The organism is Mesorhizobium sp. B2-3-4, from assembly GCF_006442315.1.
Lineage (GTDB): Bacteria > Pseudomonadota > Alphaproteobacteria > Rhizobiales > Rhizobiaceae > Mesorhizobium.
In genome coordinates this window covers 266,459-285,918 of the sequence record NZ_VFVY01000005.1, presented here as the reverse complement: position 1 = coordinate 285,918, position 19,460 = coordinate 266,459, and the positions used below count along the sequence as shown (strand labels likewise).

The following is a 19,460-nucleotide window of genomic DNA, read 5'->3' as shown; positions in this document are numbered from 1 at the left end:
GTTGAGTCCATGGCCGACGAGCCCTCCGAAAGACTGATCGAGCAGCGTATCCGCAACAGGATCTACGAGATTCTGGAAATCCTGGCCGATTGCGATGCCGGCGTCGATCTCGTCGGCATCAAGGGCTACTTCAATCTGTTCGAGGATTTCGTTCACCGCCCGTCCATCGAGGCCGGCGCGTCCGCGCTTTCGAAGGACGAACGCGCGGTCGTACTGGAGATCGCCGAGTTCCTGGAGGCGGCCTCCGAAACCAATCCTGATTTCACCAAGGCCGAGTTCATCGACAGCGACTGGCCAGGCAAGATCGCGCCGACGGCCAGGGCCGCGCGGGCGCTGTTTCTCAACCGGGGCCTGTTTTCGGAGAAGATCGAAGAGATCGAGCCTGGCCGGCCGGTGGCAGTCGCCGCCGGGCAGTAAGGGTGTTCTAAAGAGGGCGAGCCGGTTCCTGCAATTGCGGCGAAACCAAGAGACAGCCATCATCGCGTTTGTGAGACGATGGCACGATCTATCTGGAAAGTCACAATTTGTGTCTATTCAGTAACAGTTCATCACTAATAACGCTTTGGCCATCATTTTGCCCGAAAGTGTCTCATTCTTGCCGCAGCCTGGGGCGGGCATGGAAGTGAGAGGGTAGCCTGTTGATCTCTAAGCGATGGAAGATGCCGCTGTTGCTCGGCGTCGTTACGTCTCCCTTGTTTCTGGCTGCCTGCAGCCAGACCACTTCGCATGGCATGTCGGTCGCCAGCCTGACCGACGCCATCACGCCGAGCTTCCTGACATCGCGCGCTTCCGGCCATACGCCGAAGGACCGGGAATGCCTGGAGCGGGCGATGTTCTTCGAATCCAACCGGTCGAGCCGCGACGGCATGGTCGCCGTCGGCACGGTGGTGATGAACCGGCTGCGCTCGGGCCAGCATGGCAACACGATCTGCGAAGTCGTGGGCGAGCGTGGGCAGTTCGCGCCGGGCGTCATGACCAGGCCGATGAATTCGCGCGCAATGCCCGATGTCGAGGAGGCCGCCGACGCCGTGCTCAAGGGCGAGCGCAAGGCCAAGCTCAAGAACACGATGTATTTCCACACGGCCGGCCTGCGCTTCCCTTACAAGAACATGCACTACACCATGGTTGCCGGCGGCAATGCCTTCTACGAAAAGCGCGGTCGCAACTGGCAGCCGCTGCCGGATGAGCCAATGGTTGCTTCGGTGGCGCCGGACGTGGTCAAGCCCGCCGCGCCCGTGACGATGGTTGCCTCGGCCGAGCCCGTGCGACCGGCCAAGACCTCCCGCACCGCTGCCACGCAACAGGTCTACATGACCGCCGCGGCGGAGCCGGCCCGTCAGCCCAAAACCAGGACCGCTCCGGTTCAAGAGACCTATGTGACGGCAGCCGCGGCGCCGATGGCAAAGTCGGCGCGCGTGACGGCGAAGCAGACAATGGTCGCCATGCAGGAGCCGATGGAAGAACCGGATGCCGCGCGCTTCGGCGGGACCTTGGACAGCGGAACCTCGAGCAAGAGCGTCATTTCCTCGGTCCAGGGCGAGCAGGAAGCGGCGATGGGCTTCCAGTCGACGCCTGAGAACACCGACGCCATCGGCGCGATGATCGTCAGCCAGGGCCGGCCGCTCGAAGCCAATTGATCCGCGCTCCGGCGGCCGCCATGGCAGCATGCTGACCATGCACTGATGCGGGATGTTTCAAAGCGCTCTGAAAAATCCTAGATCAGAGCGATGTCCAAGCGAATCGCCGGTCCCGAGATCGAACGCCTGATCCAGCTCCTGGCCAAGGTGCCGGGACTTGGCCCCCGTTCGGCCAGGCGCGCGGCGCTGCATCTGATCAAAAAGAAGGAACAGTTGCTGTCGCCGCTCGCAGCCGCCATGGGCGAGGCCGTCGACAAGGTGCGCATCTGCTCCACCTGCGGCAATGTCGACACCTCCGACCCCTGCATGATCTGCACCGATCCGCGCCGCGACGCCGCCACGTTGATCGTCGTCGAGGACGTCTCGGACCTCTGGGCCTTGGAGCGGGCGGCGGCGATGAATGTGCGCTACCACGTGCTCGGCGGCACGCTGTCGCCGCTTGACGGTATTGGCCCCGACCAGCTCAACATCCGCTCGTTGATCGACCGCGTCGCCGGCGGCGAAGTGAAGGAGATCATCCTTGCCGTCAACGCGACGGTCGAGGGCCAGACGACGGCACATTACCTCACGGACCAGCTCTCCGGCTTCGAAGTCAAGGTAACGCGGCTGGCGCACGGCGTGCCGGTCGGCGGTGAACTCGATTATCTGGATGAAGGCACGCTGGCCGCCGCACTGCGCTCGCGGACGGCATTTTGACAAGATTGGCGGGAGGATGGGCGCTATGATTGTCACGCATCTTTCGAAGCTGGTGGTGCACGCGCCAGAACTCGGCCTCCGCAAGTCTTGTCTTGCATTCTTCCTGGCCGCGCTGGCCTTCCTTGTCCTCACTCCCCCCACCCACGCCGCCAAAATCGACGATCAGTTCCGCGCCTGGCTGCAGAACGACCTCTGGCCCGAGGCCAAGGCAAAAGGCATTTCCAAGGCCACTTTCGACACAGCCTTCGACGGCATAAAACCCAATCTGAAGCTGCCCGATCTCGTCATGCCCGGCGAGAAGCCGAAGACGCCGCAGAAGCAGCATCAGGCAGAGTTCGGGTCGCCGGGCGCCTATTTTGCCGAGAAGACGGTCCGTGCGGTGACATCGGGCGGCCGCGCGCGCGAAGCCGCCAATGCCAGCACGCTTGCCGCGATCGAAAAGCGCTATGGCGTGCCGGGCGAAATCCTCCTTGCTATCTGGGGCCGCGAGACCGGATTCGGCGCGGCGAAGATGCCCTACGACGCCTTCGAGGTGCTTGGCACCAAGGCGTTCATGTCGACGAAAAAAGATTTCTTCCGCACCGAACTGCTGGCGGCTCTGGAAATCGTCCAGCGCGGGCTGGCCCCGGTCGGCGCGATGAAATCGTCCTGGGCCGGCGCGCTCGGCCAGCCGCAATTCATGCCGACCTCTTTCCTCAAGCATGCCGTCGCCTTCGACGGCGGCCGGCCCGACATCTGGAATTCAACGCCTGATGTACTCGCCTCGATCGCCAACTATCTCGTCCATTATGGCTGGGTGAGGGGGCGTGGCTGGGGGTTCGAGGTGACGGTGCCGCAGGGCGTCTCCTGTTCGCTGGAGGGACCTGACCAGGGCAAAAAGATCTCGCAATGGGCCGCCATGGGCATCGAACGCGTCGGCGGCAAGGCGTTCCCGGCCAGCGAGATGAAGGCGCAGGGCTTTCTGCTGATGCCGGCCGGGCGCAGCGGCCCGGCCTTTATCGCGACCCCCAATTTCTACGTGCTGAAGGAATACAACACCAGCGACCTCTACGCGCTGTTCATCGGCCATGGCGCCGACCGCATCGCCCATGGCGATCAGAATTTTGCCGGCAGTTGGGGGCCGGTCGGGGATCTCCACCGTTCCGACATCGCCGCCCTGCAGCGCGCGCTGGAAGCCAAGGGTTATGATGTCGGCAGCGCCGATGGCCTGCCCGGTTTCAAGACCCGCCGCTCGATCGGCAAATGGCAGGAAAAGAATGGCCAGGCCGCTACCTGTTTCCCTGACGCCAGCCTCGTCGCCGCGCTGAAATAGCCCTGGAATTTGGCAGATTTTTCCCGATCCGCGGCATCGATTAGCCGGCGCATGCATGGACATGCCACGCTGCTTTCTGATCCACTCATGCCGTTGCCGAAATCCTCCTTGCCGTCTCGGGGGCGCCGAATATGGTGTTGACCAACTGGACAAAAACCTCGACGGTGCTGGGTCAGGGGCTCTTGCCGAGCCTTGAAAGAAGACTTCAATCCTGAGCCGGGAACTCAGGTCGACAAACAACAAAACAGGGAACAATCGTCATGATGATGGAAAAGCTTGCTCTACGATCCCGCATCTTGCTTGCCGGTGCCGCCATGTCGGCGCTGCTTCTGGCCGGCGCGCCCGCCGGTGCGGTCACTCCCGCCGACACGCTGGTCGAAGGCTTCGCCATCGACGACATCATCTCCATGGATCCAGGCGAGGCGTTCGAGCTGTCGACCGCCGAGGTTACCGGCAATACCTACGATCTTCTCGTGCGCCTCGACCTCAGCGACACCTCCAAGGTCAAGGGCGATCTCGCCGAAAGCTGGACCGTCTCGGACGATGGCCTGACCTATACGTTCAAACTCAAGCCGGGCCTCAAATTCGCTTCCGGCAACCCGATCACGGCGGCCGATGTCGCCTATTCCTTCGAGCGCGCCGTCAAGCTGGACAAGAGCCCGGCCTTCATCATCGATCAGTTCGGCATCAGCGGCGACAACGTCGCCGAGAAGGCCAAGGCCGTCGATGACACCACTTTCCAGTTCATCGTCGACAAGGCCTATGCGCCAAGCTTCGTCCTGAACTGCCTGTCGGCGACCGTCGCTTCGGTGGTCGACGCCAAGCTGGTCAAGGAACATGTCGCCGCGGTCACGCCGAGCGCCGACTACAAATGGGACAATGATTTCGGCAATGCCTGGCTGAAAACCGGCTATGCCGGTTCGGGCGTCTACAAGCTGCGTGAATGGCGCGCCAACGAGGCCGTCGTCCTGGAGCGCAACGACAATTACTACGGCGAGAAGGCCAAGCTCGCCCGCGTCATCTATCGCAACATGAAGGAAAGCTCGGCGCAGCGCCTGGCGCTTGAGGCCGGCGACATCGACGTCGCCCGCAACCTCGAACCTAACGACCTCGACGCCATCGCCAAGAATGCCGATCTCACCTCGACCAGCGCCCCGAAGGGCACGGTCTATTACATCAGCCTGAACCAGAAGAACCCGAACCTGGCCAAACCAGAAGTACGCCAGGCCTTCAAATATCTGGTCGACTACGATGCGCTGGGTTCGACTATCCTCAAGGGTATCGGCGAGATCCACCAGACCTTCCTGCCCAAGGGTGTGTTGGGTGAACTGGACGAAAACCCCTTCAAGCTCGACGTCGCCAAGGCCAAGGAATTGCTGGCCAAGGCCGGCCTGGCTGACGGCTTCAGCGTCACTATGGATGTGCGTACAGGCCAGCCGACGACGGGCATGGCGGAATCGATCCAGCAGACGCTCGGCCAGGCCGGCATCAAGCTGGAGATCATACCCGGCGATGGCAAGCAGACGCTGACCAAGTACCGCGCCCGCAATCACGACATCTATATCGGCCAGTGGGGCCAGGATTATTTCGATCCGAACTCCAATGCCCAGACCTTCGCCTCCAATCCGGACAACTCGGATGCAGGCAAGTCCAAGACATTGGCCTGGCGCAATGCATGGGACATTCCGGACCTGACCAAGGAGACGGAAGCCGCATTGCTGGAGAAGGATTCGGGCAAGCGCGCCGACATGTACAAGGATCTCGAGAAGAAGATCCTCGACACCAGCCCCTTTGTGCTCATCCATCAGCAGCTGGAAGTGGCCGGCCTGCGCAAGAACCTCAAGGGCTTCGCGCTCGGCCCGAGCTTCGACACCAACTTCGTCGGGCCGGTCTCGAAAGAGTAGCGCCCGCGGACGCGCCTTATGAGCGCTGTTGAAAACGAGGGCGGGCGCGGCAGCGCCCGCGCCGTCGCCATTGCCTCAGCGATCGGCCGCTTCCTGGTCATCGCGGTGACGACCTATCTCGGTCTTCTCGCGGTCACCTTCTTCATTGGCCGTGTCATCCCGATCGACCCGGTGCTGGCGGTTCTGGGCGACCGCGCGCCGGCCAATGTCGTCGAGCGCACGCGCCGTGAGATGGGGCTCGACCTGCCCTTGATCGAGCAGTTCTACATCTATGTCAAAGGCGCGCTCAACGGCGATTTCGGCACCTCGGTGCTGACGACCAATCCGGTCATGACCGATATCAGGCGCGCACTTCCGGCAACCACGGAACTGGCGACGCTGGGAACGCTGATCGGTGCGTTGTTCGGCGTGCCGCTCGGTGTGCTGGCCGCGGTCCGGCGTGGCAGCCTGATCGACCAGGTCGTGCGCATCATCGGACTGATCGGCTATTCCGTGCCCATCTTCTGGCTGGGTCTGCTGGCTCTGGTGCTGTTCTACGCCAAGCTGCAATGGGTGGCCTTTCCGGCACGGCTCGACGTCGTCTACGAATATACCTTCACGCCGATCACCGGTTTTTATCTGCTGGACTCCGCGATGCAGGGACAGTGGGACGTCTTTTACGACGCCTTCCGGCACATCATCCTGCCAGCCTCGCTGCTCGGCTATTTTTCGCTCGCCTATATCAGCCGCATGACGCGCTCGTTCATGCTCAATGAACTCGCCCAGGAATATGTCGTCGCCGCGCGCGCCAAGGGCTTGTCGGAGACCCGCATCATCTGGGGCCACGCTTTGCGCAACGCCGCCGTGCCGATGGTGACGGTGATCGCGCTCTCCTATGCCGGACTGCTCGAAGGCTCGGTGCTGACCGAGACGGTGTTCTCCTGGCCGGGGATCGGGCTCTACATCACCAACTCGCTGCAGAACGCCGACATGAATGCGGTGCTCGGCGGCACCATCGTCATCGGCTCGGTGTTCATCGGCATCAACCTTCTGTCTGACCTGCTGTACCGAGTGCTCGATCCCAGGACGAAATCGGCATGAGCGTCGGGACCATCCAGAGCCGTCGCGACTGGCTGCTCAGCGAGCGGCCGGCCTCGCGCATGCAGGCAAGGCTCGGCCGCGCCTATGTCGCCTGGCGGCGCTTTTCCGCCAATCGTCTGGCCCTGGTAGGCCTGCTGATCATCATCGCCTTGCTCCTCGTCGCCGCCCTCGCCGGTGTGCTGGCGCCGTATTCGCCGACCTTCGGCGACCTGAAGAACGCACGGCTCTTGGCGCCGAGCGCCGAACACTGGTTCGGCACGGACGATCTCGGCCGCGACATCTATTCGCGCATCCTCTACGGCTCGCGCTGGACGCTGTACGTGGTCATCCTGGTTGCCATCATCGCGGCCCCCATAGGCCTCCTGGTCGGCACCGTCGCCGGCTATGCAGGCGGCTGGACCGATGCCATACTGATGCGCATCACCGACATTTTCCTCGCCTTCCCCAAGCTGGTGCTGGCACTGGCCTTTGTCGCCGCCCTTGGCCCGGGCATCGAGAACGCGGTCCTAGCCATCGCCATCACCTCCTGGCCACCCTATGCGCGCATTGCCCGCGCCGAGACGCTCACCGTGCGCAACTCCGACTACATCAAGGCCGTGCAATTGATGGGCGCCTCGCCCTTCCGCATCGTGCTGCGCCACATCATGCCGCTGTGCATCTCCTCGCTGATCATCCGGGTGACGCTCGACATGGCCGGCATCATCCTGACGGCCGCCGGTCTGGGTTTCCTCGGCCTCGGCGCGCAGCCGCCATTGCCCGAATGGGGCACCATGATCGCGTCGGGCCGCCGCTTCATCCTCGACCAGTGGTGGGTGGCCGGTGCGCCAGGCTTTGCCATCCTCATCGTCAGCCTCGGCTTCAACCTGCTCGGCGACGGTCTGCGCGACGCGCTCGATCCCCGGAGTGGCGACCAATGAGTGACGACCAATGAGCGGCAGGACCGGGACGCTGCTTGAGGTCGACGATCTGCGCGTCACCTTCCCGACCCGCACCGGGCTGGTCGAGGCGGTGCGCGGCGTTTCCTTTTCGCTTGGCCGCGAACGGCTCGGCATTGTCGGCGAATCCGGCTCGGGCAAGTCGCAGACCGGCCGCGCCATCATGGGCCTGACGCCGCCGCAGGCCAGGATATCGGCCAACAAACTGACCTTCGACGGCATCGATCTGCTTGGCGTCTCTGCGCGCGAACGCCGGGCGTTGCGGGGCAACCGCATCGCCATGATCCTGCAGGACCCGAAATACTCGCTCGATCCCGTGATGAGCATCGGCCGCCAGATCGTCGAAACGCTGCGCACGCATGAGAAAGTCTCCAAAGCCGAGGCGCGCGAGCGGGCGCTCGCCATGCTGGAGGCGGTGCAGATCCGTGATCCCAAACGCGTCTTCGACCTGCATCCGCATGAAGTGTCGGGCGGCATGGGTCAGCGTGCCATGATCGCCATGATGCTGATCGCCGGCCCGGAAATGATGATCGCCGACGAGCCGACCTCGGCACTCGACGTCACCGTGCAACTCGACGTTCTCGGCATCCTCGACCGGCTGGTCGCCGAGCGCGGCATGGGGCTGATCTTCATCTCGCACGATCTGCGCCTGGTTTCCTCCTTCTGCGACCGCGTTATCGTCATGTATGCCGGCAAGGTGGTCGAGCAGCTCAAGGCGTCGGAACTCGGCCAAGCCCAGCACCCCTACACGCGCGGCCTCATCAACTGCATGCCCAAGATCGGCGCCGACCGTCACCCGCTGCCCGTCCTCGACCGCAAGCCGGAGTGGGCGGCATGACTTCGGCGATCGCTGTCGACAGGCTTGAGGTGATCTTCGACCGCTTTCGCGCGCTGAAGGGCGTCAGCCTGGAAGTCGAACCGGGCGAATCCTTCGGTTTGGTTGGTGAATCCGGCTCCGGCAAATCGACATTGCTGCGGGCCATTGCCGGCCTCGCGCCGGTCGCCTCGGGCAGCATCGCCGTCAACGGCAAGATGCTCGGCGTGCGCCGCGACAAGGCTTTCTACCGCGACGTGCAGATGGTCTTCCAGGACCCTTACGGCTCTCTGCATCCGCGCCAGACCATCGACCGCCTGCTGCAGGAACCGCTCGCCATCCATGGTTTCGCCGATGGCGAGAAGCGCATCGAGCGCGCACTGGATGAGGTCGGTCTCGGTAACGGTTTTCGCTTCCGCTACGCGCACCAGCTTTCCGGCGGCCAGCGCCAGCGCGTGGCGATCGCGAGAGCGCTGATCCTGGAACCGTCGATCCTGCTGCTCGACGAGCCGACCTCGGCGCTCGACGCCTCGGTGCAGGCGGAAGTGCTTAACCTCCTCGAAGAGGTGCGGCGGCGCCGCAAGCTGACCTTCCTGATGGTCAGCCACGATCTCGCCATCATCACCCATATGTGCGAGCGGCTGATGGTGATGCAGGGCGGCGAGGCGGTGGAGAACCTGACTGCGAGTGATCTTGTCGAACGCCGCGTCACGAAGGATTATACGCGCAATTTGTTGAGGGCGAGCGAAGGGTTCGTGAGGACCGCTTGAAGTCGTTTTCTCGAGCGCAGAGCCATCTTCGGGGAGTTCTCGTGGAGGAATGGAAGTTTGCAGATCCGCCCAATGTTGCGGTGTTCTCCGACAGGAGCATATTTGCCTACGGCGACTGGATCGCATCCGTTTCGCATATGGAAGATGACGGCAGTTGGCTATTCTACAGCAGCGATACGCGTGATTGGGATGAACGCGAAATAATGCTCGTCGGCTTGCAGGAAGTGGTCAATCAAGATTCGAGCATCCTCGAATTGGTCGATTTGCCCGAAGGCTGGCATGCCTGGCGCAGTTCGAAATCGTCGCCATGGCAGCGAGCCAAATCGCGCCCGTCGCCCTCCAACGATAATGAATGATACGGCGAAACCTTAGGTCGGGTTCTCCGTCAGTTCCCTGATCTCGGAGGGGGGCGAATCGTCGCTGCCTTTCGGCTCCTTGATCCTGAACCACGTCACATAAAGCGCAGGCAGGAACAGCAGCGTGATCGCCGTGCCGGCGATGATGCCGCCCATCATGGCGTAAGCCATCGGCCCCCAGAACACTTCTCGCGCGATCGGGATCAGCGCCAGGCTGGCGGCCGCCGCCGTCAGCGCGATCGGCCGCATGCGATGCTCGGTCGCTTCGATGACGGCCGCCCAGCGATCCTTGCCCTCGGCGACGAGGTCCTCGATCTGCACGATCAGGATGACCGAGTTGCGGATCAGGATGCCGATCAGCGCCAGGACGCCGAGGATGGCGACGAAGCCGAGCGGCGCGCCACTCGGCACAAGTGCCGCCACCACGCCGATCAGGCCGAGCGGCGCCACCGCCACCACCAGGAACAGGCGCTGGAAACTCTGCAACTGCACCATCAGTATGGTCGCCATCACGAACAGCATCAGCGGCACCACGGCGGCGATCGGCCCCTGGCTCTTGCCGCTTTCCTCGACCGAGCCGGCGGTCTCGACCGAATAGCCAGGCGGCAGCTTGGCGATGAAGGCCTCGACGGAGGGTTTCAGCTCGTTGACGACGGTCGCGGGCAGCACGTCACCTACCAGCCCGGCGCGCACGGTGATGGTCGGGATGCGATCGCGCCGCCATACAGTCGGCTGCTCCAGGTCGTAGCGGAAATTGGCCACCGCCGCGAGCGGGATGGCTTCACCGGTGCTTGTCGGCAGCTGCATGTTCTGCAAGGTCTCGATCGAGCCGCGTTCGGCTTCGCGCGAGCGCGCCACGACATTGATGAGGTAGGTGGCGTCGCGGACCTGGGTGATGGTCGCCCCGCCGACCGTGCTGTTCAGCGCGCTTGCGATGTCGGAGGAGGTGATGCCGAGTTGGCGCGCCTTGTCCTGCAGCACGTCGACCCTCAGCACGCGCTGCGGCTCGTTCCAATCGAAAGTCGGCGCCGCCAGTTTCGGGTTGGCGGAAATGACGCCGGCGAATTTCTGCGCCAGTTCGCGCACCGTCTGGATGTCGGGACCGCCGACACGATACTGGACGGGGCGGCCGACCGGCGGTCCGAGCTCCAGCAGCTTGACGAAGGCATCCGTGCCGACGAATTCCTCGCGCAGCAGCTTTTCGAGCGCCGCCTTCACCCGGTTGCGCGCTTCCAGGCTCTTGGTGACGATCACGGTCTGGCCGAAATAGGGATTGGCCGGCTGCACGTCGTAGGCCAGCACGAAGCGCACCGCGCCTTGGCCGATATAGGACGAGAAATGATCGATATCGGGATTGCCGACCAGCGCCCGTTGCTCGAACCGCTCCATCTGGTCGCGCGTGTCGGCGATCGAAGCATTCTGCGGCAGGTTCCAGTCGACGATCAGCTCCGGCCGGTCCGACGGCGGGAAGAATTGCTGCTGCACCAGGCCGAAGCCGGCGATCGAGGCGGCAAAGAGAAGCACGGTGGCGATGATGGTCAGCCAGTGGTGGCGCACCGAGCCCACAAGCACGCGCCGGAACAGCGAGGTGAAGCGCCCCGGCTGGTCGTGATGCTTGGTCTTCATCGTCGCCGGCAGGATGGTCACCCCAAGCAGCGGAGCGAACAGCACCGCCACGATCCACGACACAAGGAGCGAGACGGCGATGACGACGAACAGCGTGAACGTATATTCGCCGGCGGCGCTGTTGTTGAGGCCGATCGGGATGAAGCCGGCGACGGTCACCAGCGTGCCGGTCAGCATCGGGAAGGCGGTCGAAGTGTAGACATAGGTCGCCGCCTTGCGCAGGCTGTCGCCGACCTCCAGCCGCGCCACCATCATTTCCACCGCGATCATGGCGTCGTCGACCAGCAGGCCGAGCGCGATGATCAGCGCGCCGAGCGAAATCCGCTGCAGCGATATGCCGAGATATTCCATCGCCGTGAAGGTGATGGCCAGCACCAGCGGGATCGACAGCGCCACCACGAAACCGGCGCGCATGCCGAGGCTGATGAACGAGACGGCGAGTACGATGGCCACCGCCTCGAACAAGGCGCGCGTGAAGCCCGAAACCGCTTCCTCGACGATGACCGGCTGGTCGGCCACCAGATGCACACCGACGCCGACCGGCAAGTCGGCCAGCACCTTGTTCATCTCCTCATGCAGCGCTTCGCCGAACTGCAGGAGATTGGCATTGGGCTTCATGCCGATGGCAAGACCGATCGCGTCCTGGCCGTTGAAGCGGAACAGGGCCGTGGGCGGATCGACATAGCCGCGCGTGATCGTCGCCACGTCGCTCAGCCGGAAGAAGCGGTCGTTGACGCGCAGATTGATGGCCCGCAGGCTCTCCTCCGAGGTGAACTGGCCGCCGACGCGAACGCTGATGCGCTCCGGTCCGGACTGGACGACGCCGGACGGCGTGATGGCGTTCTGCGCCTGCAGGCTGGCGACGATCGCTTGCTGGTTGAGGCCAAGTGCCGCGATCTGGCGGGTCGAGAATTCGAGGTAGATCGCCTCGTCCTGCGCGCCGACGAGATCCACCTTGCCGGCATTGGGCACGGTCAGGATCTTTGTCCTGGCATCCTCGACATAGTCGCGCAGCTGGCGCGGCGTCAGCCCGTCCGAGGTGAAGGCATAGATGTTGCCGTAGACGTCGCCGAAGCGGTCGTTGAAGAACGGTCCCTGCACGCCCTGGGGAAACTGCGCCTTGATGTCGTTGACCATGTTGCGCACCTGAAGCCAGTTCGGCACGACATCGCGCGCCTTGGTGGTGTCCTTCAGGTTGACGAAGATGATGGTCTGGCCAGCGGTGGTGACCGATTTCGTGTAGTCCAGGCTGTCGAGTTCCTCGAGCTTCTTCTCGATGCGGTCGGTCACCTGCTGCACCGTCTCCCTGACCGAAGCCCCCGGCCAGTTGGCCTGGATGATCATGGTCTTGATGGTGAAGGCTGGGTCTTCCTCGCGGCCGAGATTGAGGTAGGAGAAGATGCCGGCCACGACGAAGACCAGCATGAAATACCAGACCATCGAACGGTGGTTCAGCGCCCAGTCGGAGAGATTGAAGCCCTTCATCAGACGCCTCCCTCCGGCACTTTGACTTTCTGGCCTTCAACAAGGCTATGGACGCCGGCGGTGACCACGCGCATGCCGGCTTCGAGGCCTTCGGCCACCGTGAAGGTGCCGCTCTTCTTCGCGGCGATCTTGATATCACGCGCACTCACGCTCGACGTCTGCGGATCGACAATCCACACCTTGTCGGACCCGTCCTTTTCGAGCAGCGCCGACAGCGGCAGCTCGATCACCGGCTCGACCTTGGTCATGCGGGTGGCCGTCACCGTCGAACCCAGCCGGAACGCCTGCGGCGGATCGGTGAGCGTCAGCTTGACGCGCCGCGTGCGGGTCGATCCTTCGGACTGGGGCGCGATCTCGCGCAGCTTGGCTTCGGTCTGGATCGTCGGCAGCGACTGCAGGATGACCTGGAACGGCGTGCCCGGCGGAAGATCGCCGGTCAGCTGGTCGGGAATGTCGACCACCGCCTCGCGCAGGTCCGAGCGCGCCACGGTCACAACCGTCTGCCCGGCCGAGACTGTCTGGCCGACCTCCGCGCCGACAGCGGTGACGACGCCGTCGAAGTCGGAGAAGAGCCTGGCATAGCCCAATTGTTCCTGCGACTTGGCCAGCGAAGCCTTGGCCCGCTCGACGCTGGCTTCCGCCGCCTTGCGTGCCTGCTGCGCGGCGTCGAAGGCGGATTGCGGCGTGTTGGCCGACGCGAGCAACTGCCGTTGCCGCTCCTCGCTGGCGGCGGCATTGGCGAACTGCGCCTGCGCATTGGAGAGTTCCGCCTTGGCGGCCTGGACGGCCAGTTCCAGTGCGGTCGGATCGAGTGCGGCGATGGTCGTGCCCTTGCTGACGATGTCGCCGACGTTGACGTCGCGCGAAACCACGCGGCCGAGCAGGCGGAAGGCGAGGTCGGCGCTGACCTGCGGCTCGACGGAACCGGCAAAACCGAAGGTCTGGGTCGTGCGCGGCTCGACCACGACCGACAGCACCGGCCGGACGATCTCCGGTGGCTTCTCTTCCGATTTCGAGCAGGCCGCGAGCACGCCGACCGCGGCAAGACCAAGCAGGATGGCTGGCAGCCGCTTCATTGCGCCGCTCCCGATATCTCGACCGTCTGGCCGGGGCTGAGCAATTGCCCGCCCGACGTAACGACGCTCTGGCCTTCGTTCAGTCCGTTGGCGATGACCACGGTGCCCGAATCGAAAGCCAGCACCTCGACCGGTGCCGTCGTCACCGCCTTGGTGGCGGGATCGACGATCCAGACGGCCGGCTTGCCGGCACTCGAGGTCAGCGCCTGCCATGGCAACAGAACTGCCTTGGCAGGCTTGGCGCTGACCGAGCCGATGACGGCCGCGCCCAGCGGCATGCCGGCCGGCGTATCGGGAATGGCGACCTTGACCCTTATCGCGCCCGAAGCCGGGTCGACGGCCGGCGAGATCTCGCGCACCTTGCCCGTTGCCCGAATTTGCGGGTCGGACAGGAGCGTGATCGTCACCGCGGGCGAGGGCGGCGTTTTGGCGACCAGCGTCTCCTCAACATTGAACACCGCGTCGCGGTCGCCGTCCTCGGCGACGGTGAAGATGGTCTGTGCTGCCTGTACAACCTGCCCTGTTTCGACCTGGCGGGCGGTGATGACGCCGGCCGCACCGGCCTTGAGCTCGGTGAAGGACAGGTTCTGCTGGGCATTGGCCAGCGCGCTCTGCGCTGCATCGACGCTGCCTTGCGCCACCTTCAGCGCCTGGTCGGCGGCGTCATAGTCGCGTCGGGTGGTGAAGCCCTGGGCAAGCAGCGTCTTCTGCCGTTCGAAAGTGGCCGCCGCCTGGGTCAATTGCGCCTGCGCGGCATCGAGGTCGGCCTGTGCCGAGCGCAGATCGGATTCCTGCTCCTGCGGGTCGATGCGGGCAAGCACCGTGCCCTGGTCGACATGCTGGCCGACATCGACAAGCCGCTCGGCGACGCGCCCGCCGACCCGGAACGACAGGTTGTTCAGCGTGCGCGCTGCGATGACCCCGGTCAGCGAGGTTCTCGGCGCATAATCTGAGGTTGCCACGGTTTCGGTGCGCACCATGACCGGCAGCTTTTTGTCCGCCGCCTCCTGCTTCTGGCAACCGGCCAGCAGCGCCAGGGCCGCGCAGGCGAAAATTGAAACAGCTGGAAAAGGCAAAAGGCCGGCGGCCTTGGCGGATGGCGGCGAGACGGACGATGTCGCGTTCCTGCTCATGGCTCCCCTCGGCCGCGTGCCGGTCGCTGAGCGCGATCCCCTCGCGGATATCAGGAGGATAATCGATCCCGGAAAAAAGGAAACCGCTCTCGTACACGTATCGCCGGACTGGTTAAGTCAGGCCCAATCGACCTGGTGACGGTGCCGGCTTGAGGAAAATATGAAATAAGGCCAGAAGGGAACACAACGGCATCAAACAGAACGGGCCCAATCTCGATGAGGGATGGCCCGGTGAGGGATATCATGAAGAACTCCGCCATTTCCGAACGCAAGAACCAGTCGATCTCGCGCGGCGTCGGCATGACCACGCAGATCTATGCCGACCGGGCAGAGAATTCGGAAATCTGGGACGTCGAAGGCCGCCGCTATATCGACTTCTCCTCCGGCATCGCGGTGGTCAACACCGGCCATCGCCACCCCAGGGTGATCGAGGCTGTAAAGGCGCAGCTCGACCGCTTCACCCACACCTGCCATCAGGTCGTGCCCTATGAGAGCTATGTGCGGCTGGCCGAAAGGCTGAACACAATGCTGCCCGGCAAGTTCGAGAAGAAGACGATCTTCGTCACCACGGGCGCCGAAGCCGTCGAGAACGCCATCAAGATCGCCCGCAACGCCACGGGACGCCAGGCCGTCATCGCCTTTGGCGGCGGCTTCCACGGCCGCACCTTCATGGGCATGGCGCTGACCGGCAAGGTCGTGCCCTACAAGGTGGGCTTCGGCGCCATGCCTGGCGACGTCTACCACGTGCCGTTCCCGGTTTCGCTGCATGGTGTCTCGGTGGCCGATTCGCTTGCCGCGCTCGACAGGCTATTCAAGGCCGATGTCGATCCGGCGCGCGTCGCCGCCATCATCATCGAGCCGGTTCAGGGCGAGGGAGGGTTCTACGACGCGCCGCGTGAACTCCTCACCGCGCTGCGCAAGCTGTGCGACCAGCATGGCATGCTTTTGATCGCCGACGAGGTGCAGACCGGCTTTGCCCGCACCGGAAAGATGTTCGCCATGGATCACCATGACGTGGCGGCCGACATCACGACCATGGCCAAGAGCCTGGCCGGCGGCTTTCCGCTGTCGGCGGTCACCGGCCGCGCCGAAATCATGGATGCGCCCGGCCCTGGCGGGCTCGGCGGCACGTATGGCGGCAGCCCGATCGGCGTCGCGGCCGCGCATGCGGTGCTTGATGTGATCGAGGACGAGAAGCTCTGCGATCGCGCCAACACGTTGGGCGCGCGGCTGAAGCAGCGTCTGCAGTCGATCCGCGACGACGTGCCCGAGATCGTCGACATAAGGGGCCTCGGCTTCATGAACGCGGTCGAGTTCAACGACGTCAAGAAAGGTCTGCCCTCGGCCGAGATCGCCAACGCCATCCGCCTCAAGGCGCTCGACAAGGGGCTGATCCTCTTGACCTGCGGCGTCTACGGCAACGTCATCCGCTTCCTGGCGCCGATCACCATCCAGGATGAGGTCATGAACGAAGCGCTCGACATTCTGGAAAGCTCGATCCGCGAGGTTTGTGCCGCCTGAGCCGGCGAGCTTGCCTTCTCCCCGTTTACGGGGAGAAGGTGCCGGAAGGAGGGGCGGCGGGGACGTTCAATCCAGGTGGTGCTGACTAACCCACCGCCCTTTCGGGCTCAGCCTGCTGAAACGCGGCCAGCGCCGCCTTCAACCCGTCAGGCCCCTCGGCCACCGTCTCCGGCGCCGGCGAAAACCCTGCGCCGAGCATCTTGCGGCCAAGCATGTGGTCGCCCGGGCGGTTGACCGATTCGATGCCGAGCAGCCGGTCGCCGGCATAGTGATAGATCGAGAACTTGTTCTCCGGCAGGTCGCCGAGCACGACGTGGCTGTCGCCGCCCGCGGTCAGCCCGACCATCTGCAATTTCATGTCGCCAATGTCGGACCAGAACCACGGCACTGCCGAATAGGCGTCGGCATGGCCTGATATGGTGCGCGCGGCGAGCCGCGCCTGGTCGGTCGCGTTCTGTACCGATTCCAGCCGCACATCCGCGCCGGTGAACCAGTGCCGGTAGGAGGCCGCGTCGCCGATAGCCAGGATCTCCGGCACCGAGCTGCGCATCTGGTGATCGACGCGGATGCCGTTGGCCACCGCGAGGCCGGCGGCTTGCGCGAGTTCGATATTCGGCACGGCGCCGATGCCGACGATGACCATGCGCGCCGGCAGCCTTTCGCCTGATGAGGTGATGACGGCGCTGACATGGCCGTTTTCGCCTTCGAGGCTGGCGACCGTGGTACCGGTCAGGATGCGCACACCGGTTGCTTCCAGCCGCTGCCGCACATGGCTTGCCACCACCGGCGCCACGGCGCGCCCAAGCAGCCTCTCGACCGCTTCGACAACGGTAACGGTGCGGCCGGCGGCCCGCAGCGTCGCGGCGATCTCCAGGCCGATGAAGCCGCCGCCGAGAATGACGACATCCTCGCTGTGCGCGCTGAGTTCCCGGATCAGCCGCGCATCGGCCAGCGAGCGCAGCGACAAGACGCCGGACAGGTCGGAGCCGGGCAACGGCAGGACTCGCGGCCGCGAGCCGGTCGCCAGGATCAAATGGTCGAAGGCAAGCCCGCCGCCCCCTTCCATGTCGAGCCTTCGGCCCGCTGTATCAATGCCAGCGATCCGGATACCGGGCCGGTAGTCGATGGCGTTGCCCGTATAAAAAGCCTCGCCGCGCAAGGGCTGCGGCTTGGCCTCGGCATCCTTGATGAAGGTCTTCGACAGCGGCGGCTTGTGGTAGGGGAGTTCGTTCTCGTCGCCGACCAGGATCACCGGCCCGTCATACCCGTCCTCGCGCAGACTGGCGGCCGCTTGCACGCCCGCATGACCCGCACCGACAATGACCACGCCGTTCTTCATTGCATTCCCATCTCGATTTGATCCTAGGGCGTCCTGCCAGGTGGCAATTGTCTGTCGCCGCCGCAAGAGAGTGTTTGCGGGTCGCACCGGGAATGGCGACTGTCAATCGCACAGTGCGGCGGCAAAATCGATACAGGCGGGGCAGCTAAAGTTGACCATCCTAGTTTAGAATAATTCTAAACTATTGTTTCAATTGGCTTTTCCAGCAATTTTCATTGACTTCCATCGGACTCGAAGCTTTAAGGAAGCTCGCGCGTCAGCGCATCCCTTTGATGTTTGGGCCTTGAACCCGTTCGATTGGAGGCATTTGGTGTCTTTCTTCCGAGAGCCGCGCAATGGCGCGGCATCCTTTGTGCCCTATGGCGTGCCTATGTCCAGGCACCAGTGGGCACGTGCGCCTTTTACCAAATTCCCTTTGAACTGGAGAGCGATAATGACGGCACGATATGGCGGCAGGCTGGCGGCGATCGGCGCCACGGCGGTGCTGACGGCGGCGGTGTTCGTGCTGCCCGCCAAGGCGGAAACCGATGCGAAGGCGGTCATCAAGACCTATTCCGACATCGCGCTTGCCAAATATGAGGATTCGCTGACCACCGCGCAGGCCCTCGACAAGGCGGTCGACGCGCTGCTGGCCAATCCGTCGGCGGAAACGCTGAATGCCGCCCGCGACGCCTGGAAGGCATCGCGCGTGCCCTACCAGCAGACCGAGGTCTACCGCTTCGGCAACAAGATCGTCGACGATTGGGAAGGCAAGGTGAATTCCTGGCCGCTGGATGAAGGCCTGATCGACTATGTCGCCAAGAGCTACGGCACCGAGTCGGATGCGAATTCGCTCTACACGGCCAATGTCATCGCCAACAAGGAGATCGAGATCAACGGCAAGAAGGTCGATGCCTCCAAGCTCTCTCCGGAATTCCTCTCCGGCACGCTGCAGGAGGCGGGCGGCATCGAGGCCAATGTCGCTACCGGCTATCACGCCATCGAATTCCTGCTCTGGGGCCAGGACCTGCACGGCACCGGCCCGGGCGCCGGCGAGCGTCCCTACACCGATTATGATCTCAAGAACTGCACCGGCGGCAATTGCGACCGCCGCGCCGAGTATCTGAAGTCCGCCAGCACCTTGCTGGTTTCGGACCTGCAGGAGATGGTCGGCAACTGGAAGGAAGACGGCGCCGCGCGCAAGAACCTCGTCGACGGCGAGCCGAACACGGCCATCTCGGTGATCTTCACCGGCATGGGCTCGCTCTCCTACGGCGAGCTGGCCGGTGAGCGCATGAAGCTCGGCCTGTTGCTGCACGACCCCGAAGAGGAGCATGACTGCTTCTCCGACAACACCTACAACTCCCATCTCTATGACGCCGTCGGCATCCGCGCCGCCTATCTCGCCAGCTACACCAGACTGGATGGCAGTATGGTTTCCGGGCCGTCGGTTCACGACATGGTCAAGGCAGCCGACGCCGGGATCGACAAGGAGCTGTCCGACAAGCTCGATGTCACCGTCGCCAAGATGGAAGCGATCAAGGCGCGGGCCGAGGCCGGCGAGGCCTATGACCAGCAGATCGCCGAGGGCAATACGGCAGGCAATGCCACCGTGCAGGCGGCGATCGACGCATTGGTCGACCAGACCAAGTCGATCGAACGCGCCGTCGGCTCCCTGAAGCTCAACGCCATCGCTTTCGAAGGTTCCGACAGCCTCGACGCACCTGACAAGGTGTTCAAGTAAGGCCTGGAGCCCGATCCGGAGCCGGGCGACCGGTTTCGGAAGGGCGCTTCGGG

16 protein-coding genes are annotated in these 19,460 nt (G+C 63.9%); 12 read left to right on the top strand and 4 right to left on the bottom strand.

Annotated elements, in window-relative coordinates; translation table 11 throughout:
• Positions 1–9 precede the first annotated feature (9 nt).
• The 10 genes from FJ967_RS10920 to FJ967_RS10875 all read left to right on the top strand — a co-directional run bounded on the left by FJ967_RS10920 (position 10) and on the right by FJ967_RS10875 (position 9,504).
• Entirely contained in the window at positions 10–417 is a 408-nt protein-coding gene (locus FJ967_RS10920) for a hypothetical protein (RefSeq protein WP_140731712.1), read from the top strand.
• 221 nt (positions 418–638) lie between these two features.
• Complete coding sequence (locus FJ967_RS10915; RefSeq protein WP_140731711.1) at positions 639–1,637, top strand: cell wall hydrolase; 999 nt, start codon at positions 639–641, stop codon at positions 1,635–1,637.
• A gap of 90 nt (positions 1,638–1,727) precedes the next feature.
• Positions 1,728–2,333, top strand: a complete 606-nt coding sequence (recR, locus tag FJ967_RS10910; RefSeq protein WP_140731710.1) for a recombination mediator RecR — start codon at positions 1,728–1,730, stop codon at positions 2,331–2,333.
• 25 nt (positions 2,334–2,358) lie between these two features.
• Complete coding sequence (locus FJ967_RS10905; protein WP_140731709.1) at positions 2,359–3,645, top strand: lytic murein transglycosylase; 1,287 nt, start codon at positions 2,359–2,361, stop codon at positions 3,643–3,645.
• Positions 3,646–3,905: 260 nt separating this feature from the next.
• The gene (locus FJ967_RS10900) at positions 3,906–5,549 is read left to right on the top strand and encodes an ABC transporter substrate-binding protein (protein WP_140731708.1); all 1,644 of its coding nucleotides are present in this window, start codon (positions 3,906–3,908) and stop codon (positions 5,547–5,549) included.
• An 18-nt stretch (positions 5,550–5,567) separates the two neighbouring features.
• A complete protein-coding gene (locus FJ967_RS10895) occupies positions 5,568–6,629 on the top strand; it encodes an ABC transporter permease (RefSeq protein ID WP_140731707.1) in 1,062 nt (353 codons plus the stop codon).
• Positions 6,626–7,546 (top strand): nickel transporter permease, encoded by a 921-nt coding sequence (gene nikC, locus FJ967_RS10890; RefSeq protein ID WP_140731706.1) that lies wholly within the window; start codon positions 6,626–6,628, stop codon positions 7,544–7,546. Before FJ967_RS10895 ends, nikC begins: the two co-directional genes overlap by 4 nt.
• Before the next feature lie 10 nt (positions 7,547–7,556).
• Positions 7,557–8,402 carry an ABC transporter ATP-binding protein gene (locus FJ967_RS10885; RefSeq protein WP_140731705.1) on the top strand — a complete coding sequence of 282 codons (846 nt, stop codon included), beginning with the start codon at positions 7,557–7,559 and terminating at the stop codon, positions 8,400–8,402.
• Complete coding sequence (locus tag FJ967_RS10880) at positions 8,399–9,148, top strand: ABC transporter ATP-binding protein (protein ID WP_140731704.1); 750 nt, start codon at positions 8,399–8,401, stop codon at positions 9,146–9,148. The genes FJ967_RS10885 and FJ967_RS10880 overlap by 4 nt, the downstream gene beginning before the upstream one ends.
• A 41-nt stretch (positions 9,149–9,189) precedes the next feature.
• Positions 9,190–9,504 (top strand): hypothetical protein, encoded by a 315-nt coding sequence (locus FJ967_RS10875; RefSeq protein ID WP_140731703.1) that lies wholly within the window; start codon positions 9,190–9,192, stop codon positions 9,502–9,504.
• Positions 9,505–9,516: 12 nt separating this feature from the next.
• On the opposite strand, the gene FJ967_RS10870 is transcribed toward FJ967_RS10875, so the two are convergent.
• From FJ967_RS10870 to FJ967_RS10860, 3 genes are read right to left on the bottom strand one after another with little or no spacing between them, the layout of a single operon-like run.
• Complete coding sequence (locus tag FJ967_RS10870) at positions 9,517–12,615, bottom strand: efflux RND transporter permease subunit (RefSeq protein ID WP_140731702.1); 3,099 nt, start codon at positions 12,613–12,615, stop codon at positions 9,517–9,519.
• On the bottom strand, positions 12,615–13,691 hold the full coding sequence (locus FJ967_RS10865; protein ID WP_140731701.1) for an efflux RND transporter periplasmic adaptor subunit: 1,077 nt from the start codon (positions 13,689–13,691) through the stop codon (positions 12,615–12,617). The genes FJ967_RS10870 and FJ967_RS10865 overlap by 1 nt, the downstream gene beginning before the upstream one ends.
• Positions 13,688–14,824 carry an efflux RND transporter periplasmic adaptor subunit gene (locus FJ967_RS10860; RefSeq protein WP_140731700.1) on the bottom strand — a complete coding sequence of 379 codons (1,137 nt, stop codon included), beginning with the start codon at positions 14,822–14,824 and terminating at the stop codon, positions 13,688–13,690. Before FJ967_RS10860 ends, FJ967_RS10865 begins: the two co-directional genes overlap by 4 nt.
• Before the next feature lie 243 nt (positions 14,825–15,067).
• Here FJ967_RS10860 and FJ967_RS10855 point away from each other — a divergent pair, with 243 nt between their 5' ends.
• Positions 15,068–16,345 (top strand): 4-aminobutyrate--2-oxoglutarate transaminase, encoded by a 1,278-nt coding sequence (locus FJ967_RS10855; RefSeq protein WP_140731699.1) that lies wholly within the window; start codon positions 15,068–15,070, stop codon positions 16,343–16,345.
• Positions 16,346–16,430: 85 nt separating this feature from the next.
• Here the strand turns inward: FJ967_RS10855 and FJ967_RS10850 are convergent, their stop codons facing one another.
• Entirely contained in the window at positions 16,431–17,684 is a 1,254-nt protein-coding gene (locus tag FJ967_RS10850) for an FAD-dependent oxidoreductase (RefSeq protein WP_140731698.1), read from the bottom strand.
• 433 nt (positions 17,685–18,117) lie between these two features.
• On the opposite strand from FJ967_RS10850, the gene FJ967_RS10845 reads away from it, so the two are divergent.
• Complete coding sequence (locus tag FJ967_RS10845; RefSeq protein WP_140731697.1) at positions 18,118–19,407, top strand: imelysin family protein; 1,290 nt, start codon at positions 18,118–18,120, stop codon at positions 19,405–19,407.
• Positions 19,408–19,460 lie beyond the last annotated feature (53 nt).

What these genes read in the sequence shown, in the direction of transcription:
- FJ967_RS10920 (WP_140731712.1), top strand. Translation starts at nt 10, where the DNA reads ATGGCCGACGAGCCCTCCGAAAGACTGATCGAGCAGCGTATCCGCAAC.
- recR (WP_140731710.1), top strand. Translation starts at nt 1,728, where the DNA reads ATGTCCAAGCGAATCGCCGGTCCCGAGATCGAACGCCTGATCCAGCTC.
- FJ967_RS10905 (WP_140731709.1), top strand. Translation starts at nt 2,359, where the DNA reads ATGATTGTCACGCATCTTTCGAAGCTGGTGGTGCACGCGCCAGAACTC.
- FJ967_RS10900 (WP_140731708.1), top strand. Translation starts at nt 3,906, where the DNA reads ATGATGATGGAAAAGCTTGCTCTACGATCCCGCATCTTGCTTGCCGGT.
- FJ967_RS10895 (WP_140731707.1), top strand. Translation starts at nt 5,568, where the DNA reads ATGAGCGCTGTTGAAAACGAGGGCGGGCGCGGCAGCGCCCGCGCCGTC.
- nikC (WP_140731706.1), top strand. Translation starts at nt 6,626, where the DNA reads ATGAGCGTCGGGACCATCCAGAGCCGTCGCGACTGGCTGCTCAGCGAG.
- FJ967_RS10885 (WP_140731705.1), top strand. Translation starts at nt 7,557, where the DNA reads ATGAGCGGCAGGACCGGGACGCTGCTTGAGGTCGACGATCTGCGCGTC.
- FJ967_RS10880 (WP_140731704.1), top strand. Translation starts at nt 8,399, where the DNA reads ATGACTTCGGCGATCGCTGTCGACAGGCTTGAGGTGATCTTCGACCGC.
- FJ967_RS10870 (WP_140731702.1), bottom strand. Translation starts at nt 12,615, where the DNA reads ATGAAGGGCTTCAATCTCTCCGACTGGGCGCTGAACCACCGTTCGATG.
- FJ967_RS10865 (WP_140731701.1), bottom strand. Translation starts at nt 13,691, where the DNA reads ATGAAGCGGCTGCCAGCCATCCTGCTTGGTCTTGCCGCGGTCGGCGTG.
- FJ967_RS10860 (WP_140731700.1), bottom strand. Translation starts at nt 14,824, where the DNA reads ATGAGCAGGAACGCGACATCGTCCGTCTCGCCGCCATCCGCCAAGGCC.
- FJ967_RS10855 (WP_140731699.1), top strand. Translation starts at nt 15,068, where the DNA reads ATGAAGAACTCCGCCATTTCCGAACGCAAGAACCAGTCGATCTCGCGC.
- FJ967_RS10850 (WP_140731698.1), bottom strand. Translation starts at nt 17,684, where the DNA reads ATGAAGAACGGCGTGGTCATTGTCGGTGCGGGTCATGCGGGCGTGCAA.
- FJ967_RS10845 (WP_140731697.1), top strand. Translation starts at nt 18,118, where the DNA reads ATGACGGCACGATATGGCGGCAGGCTGGCGGCGATCGGCGCCACGGCG.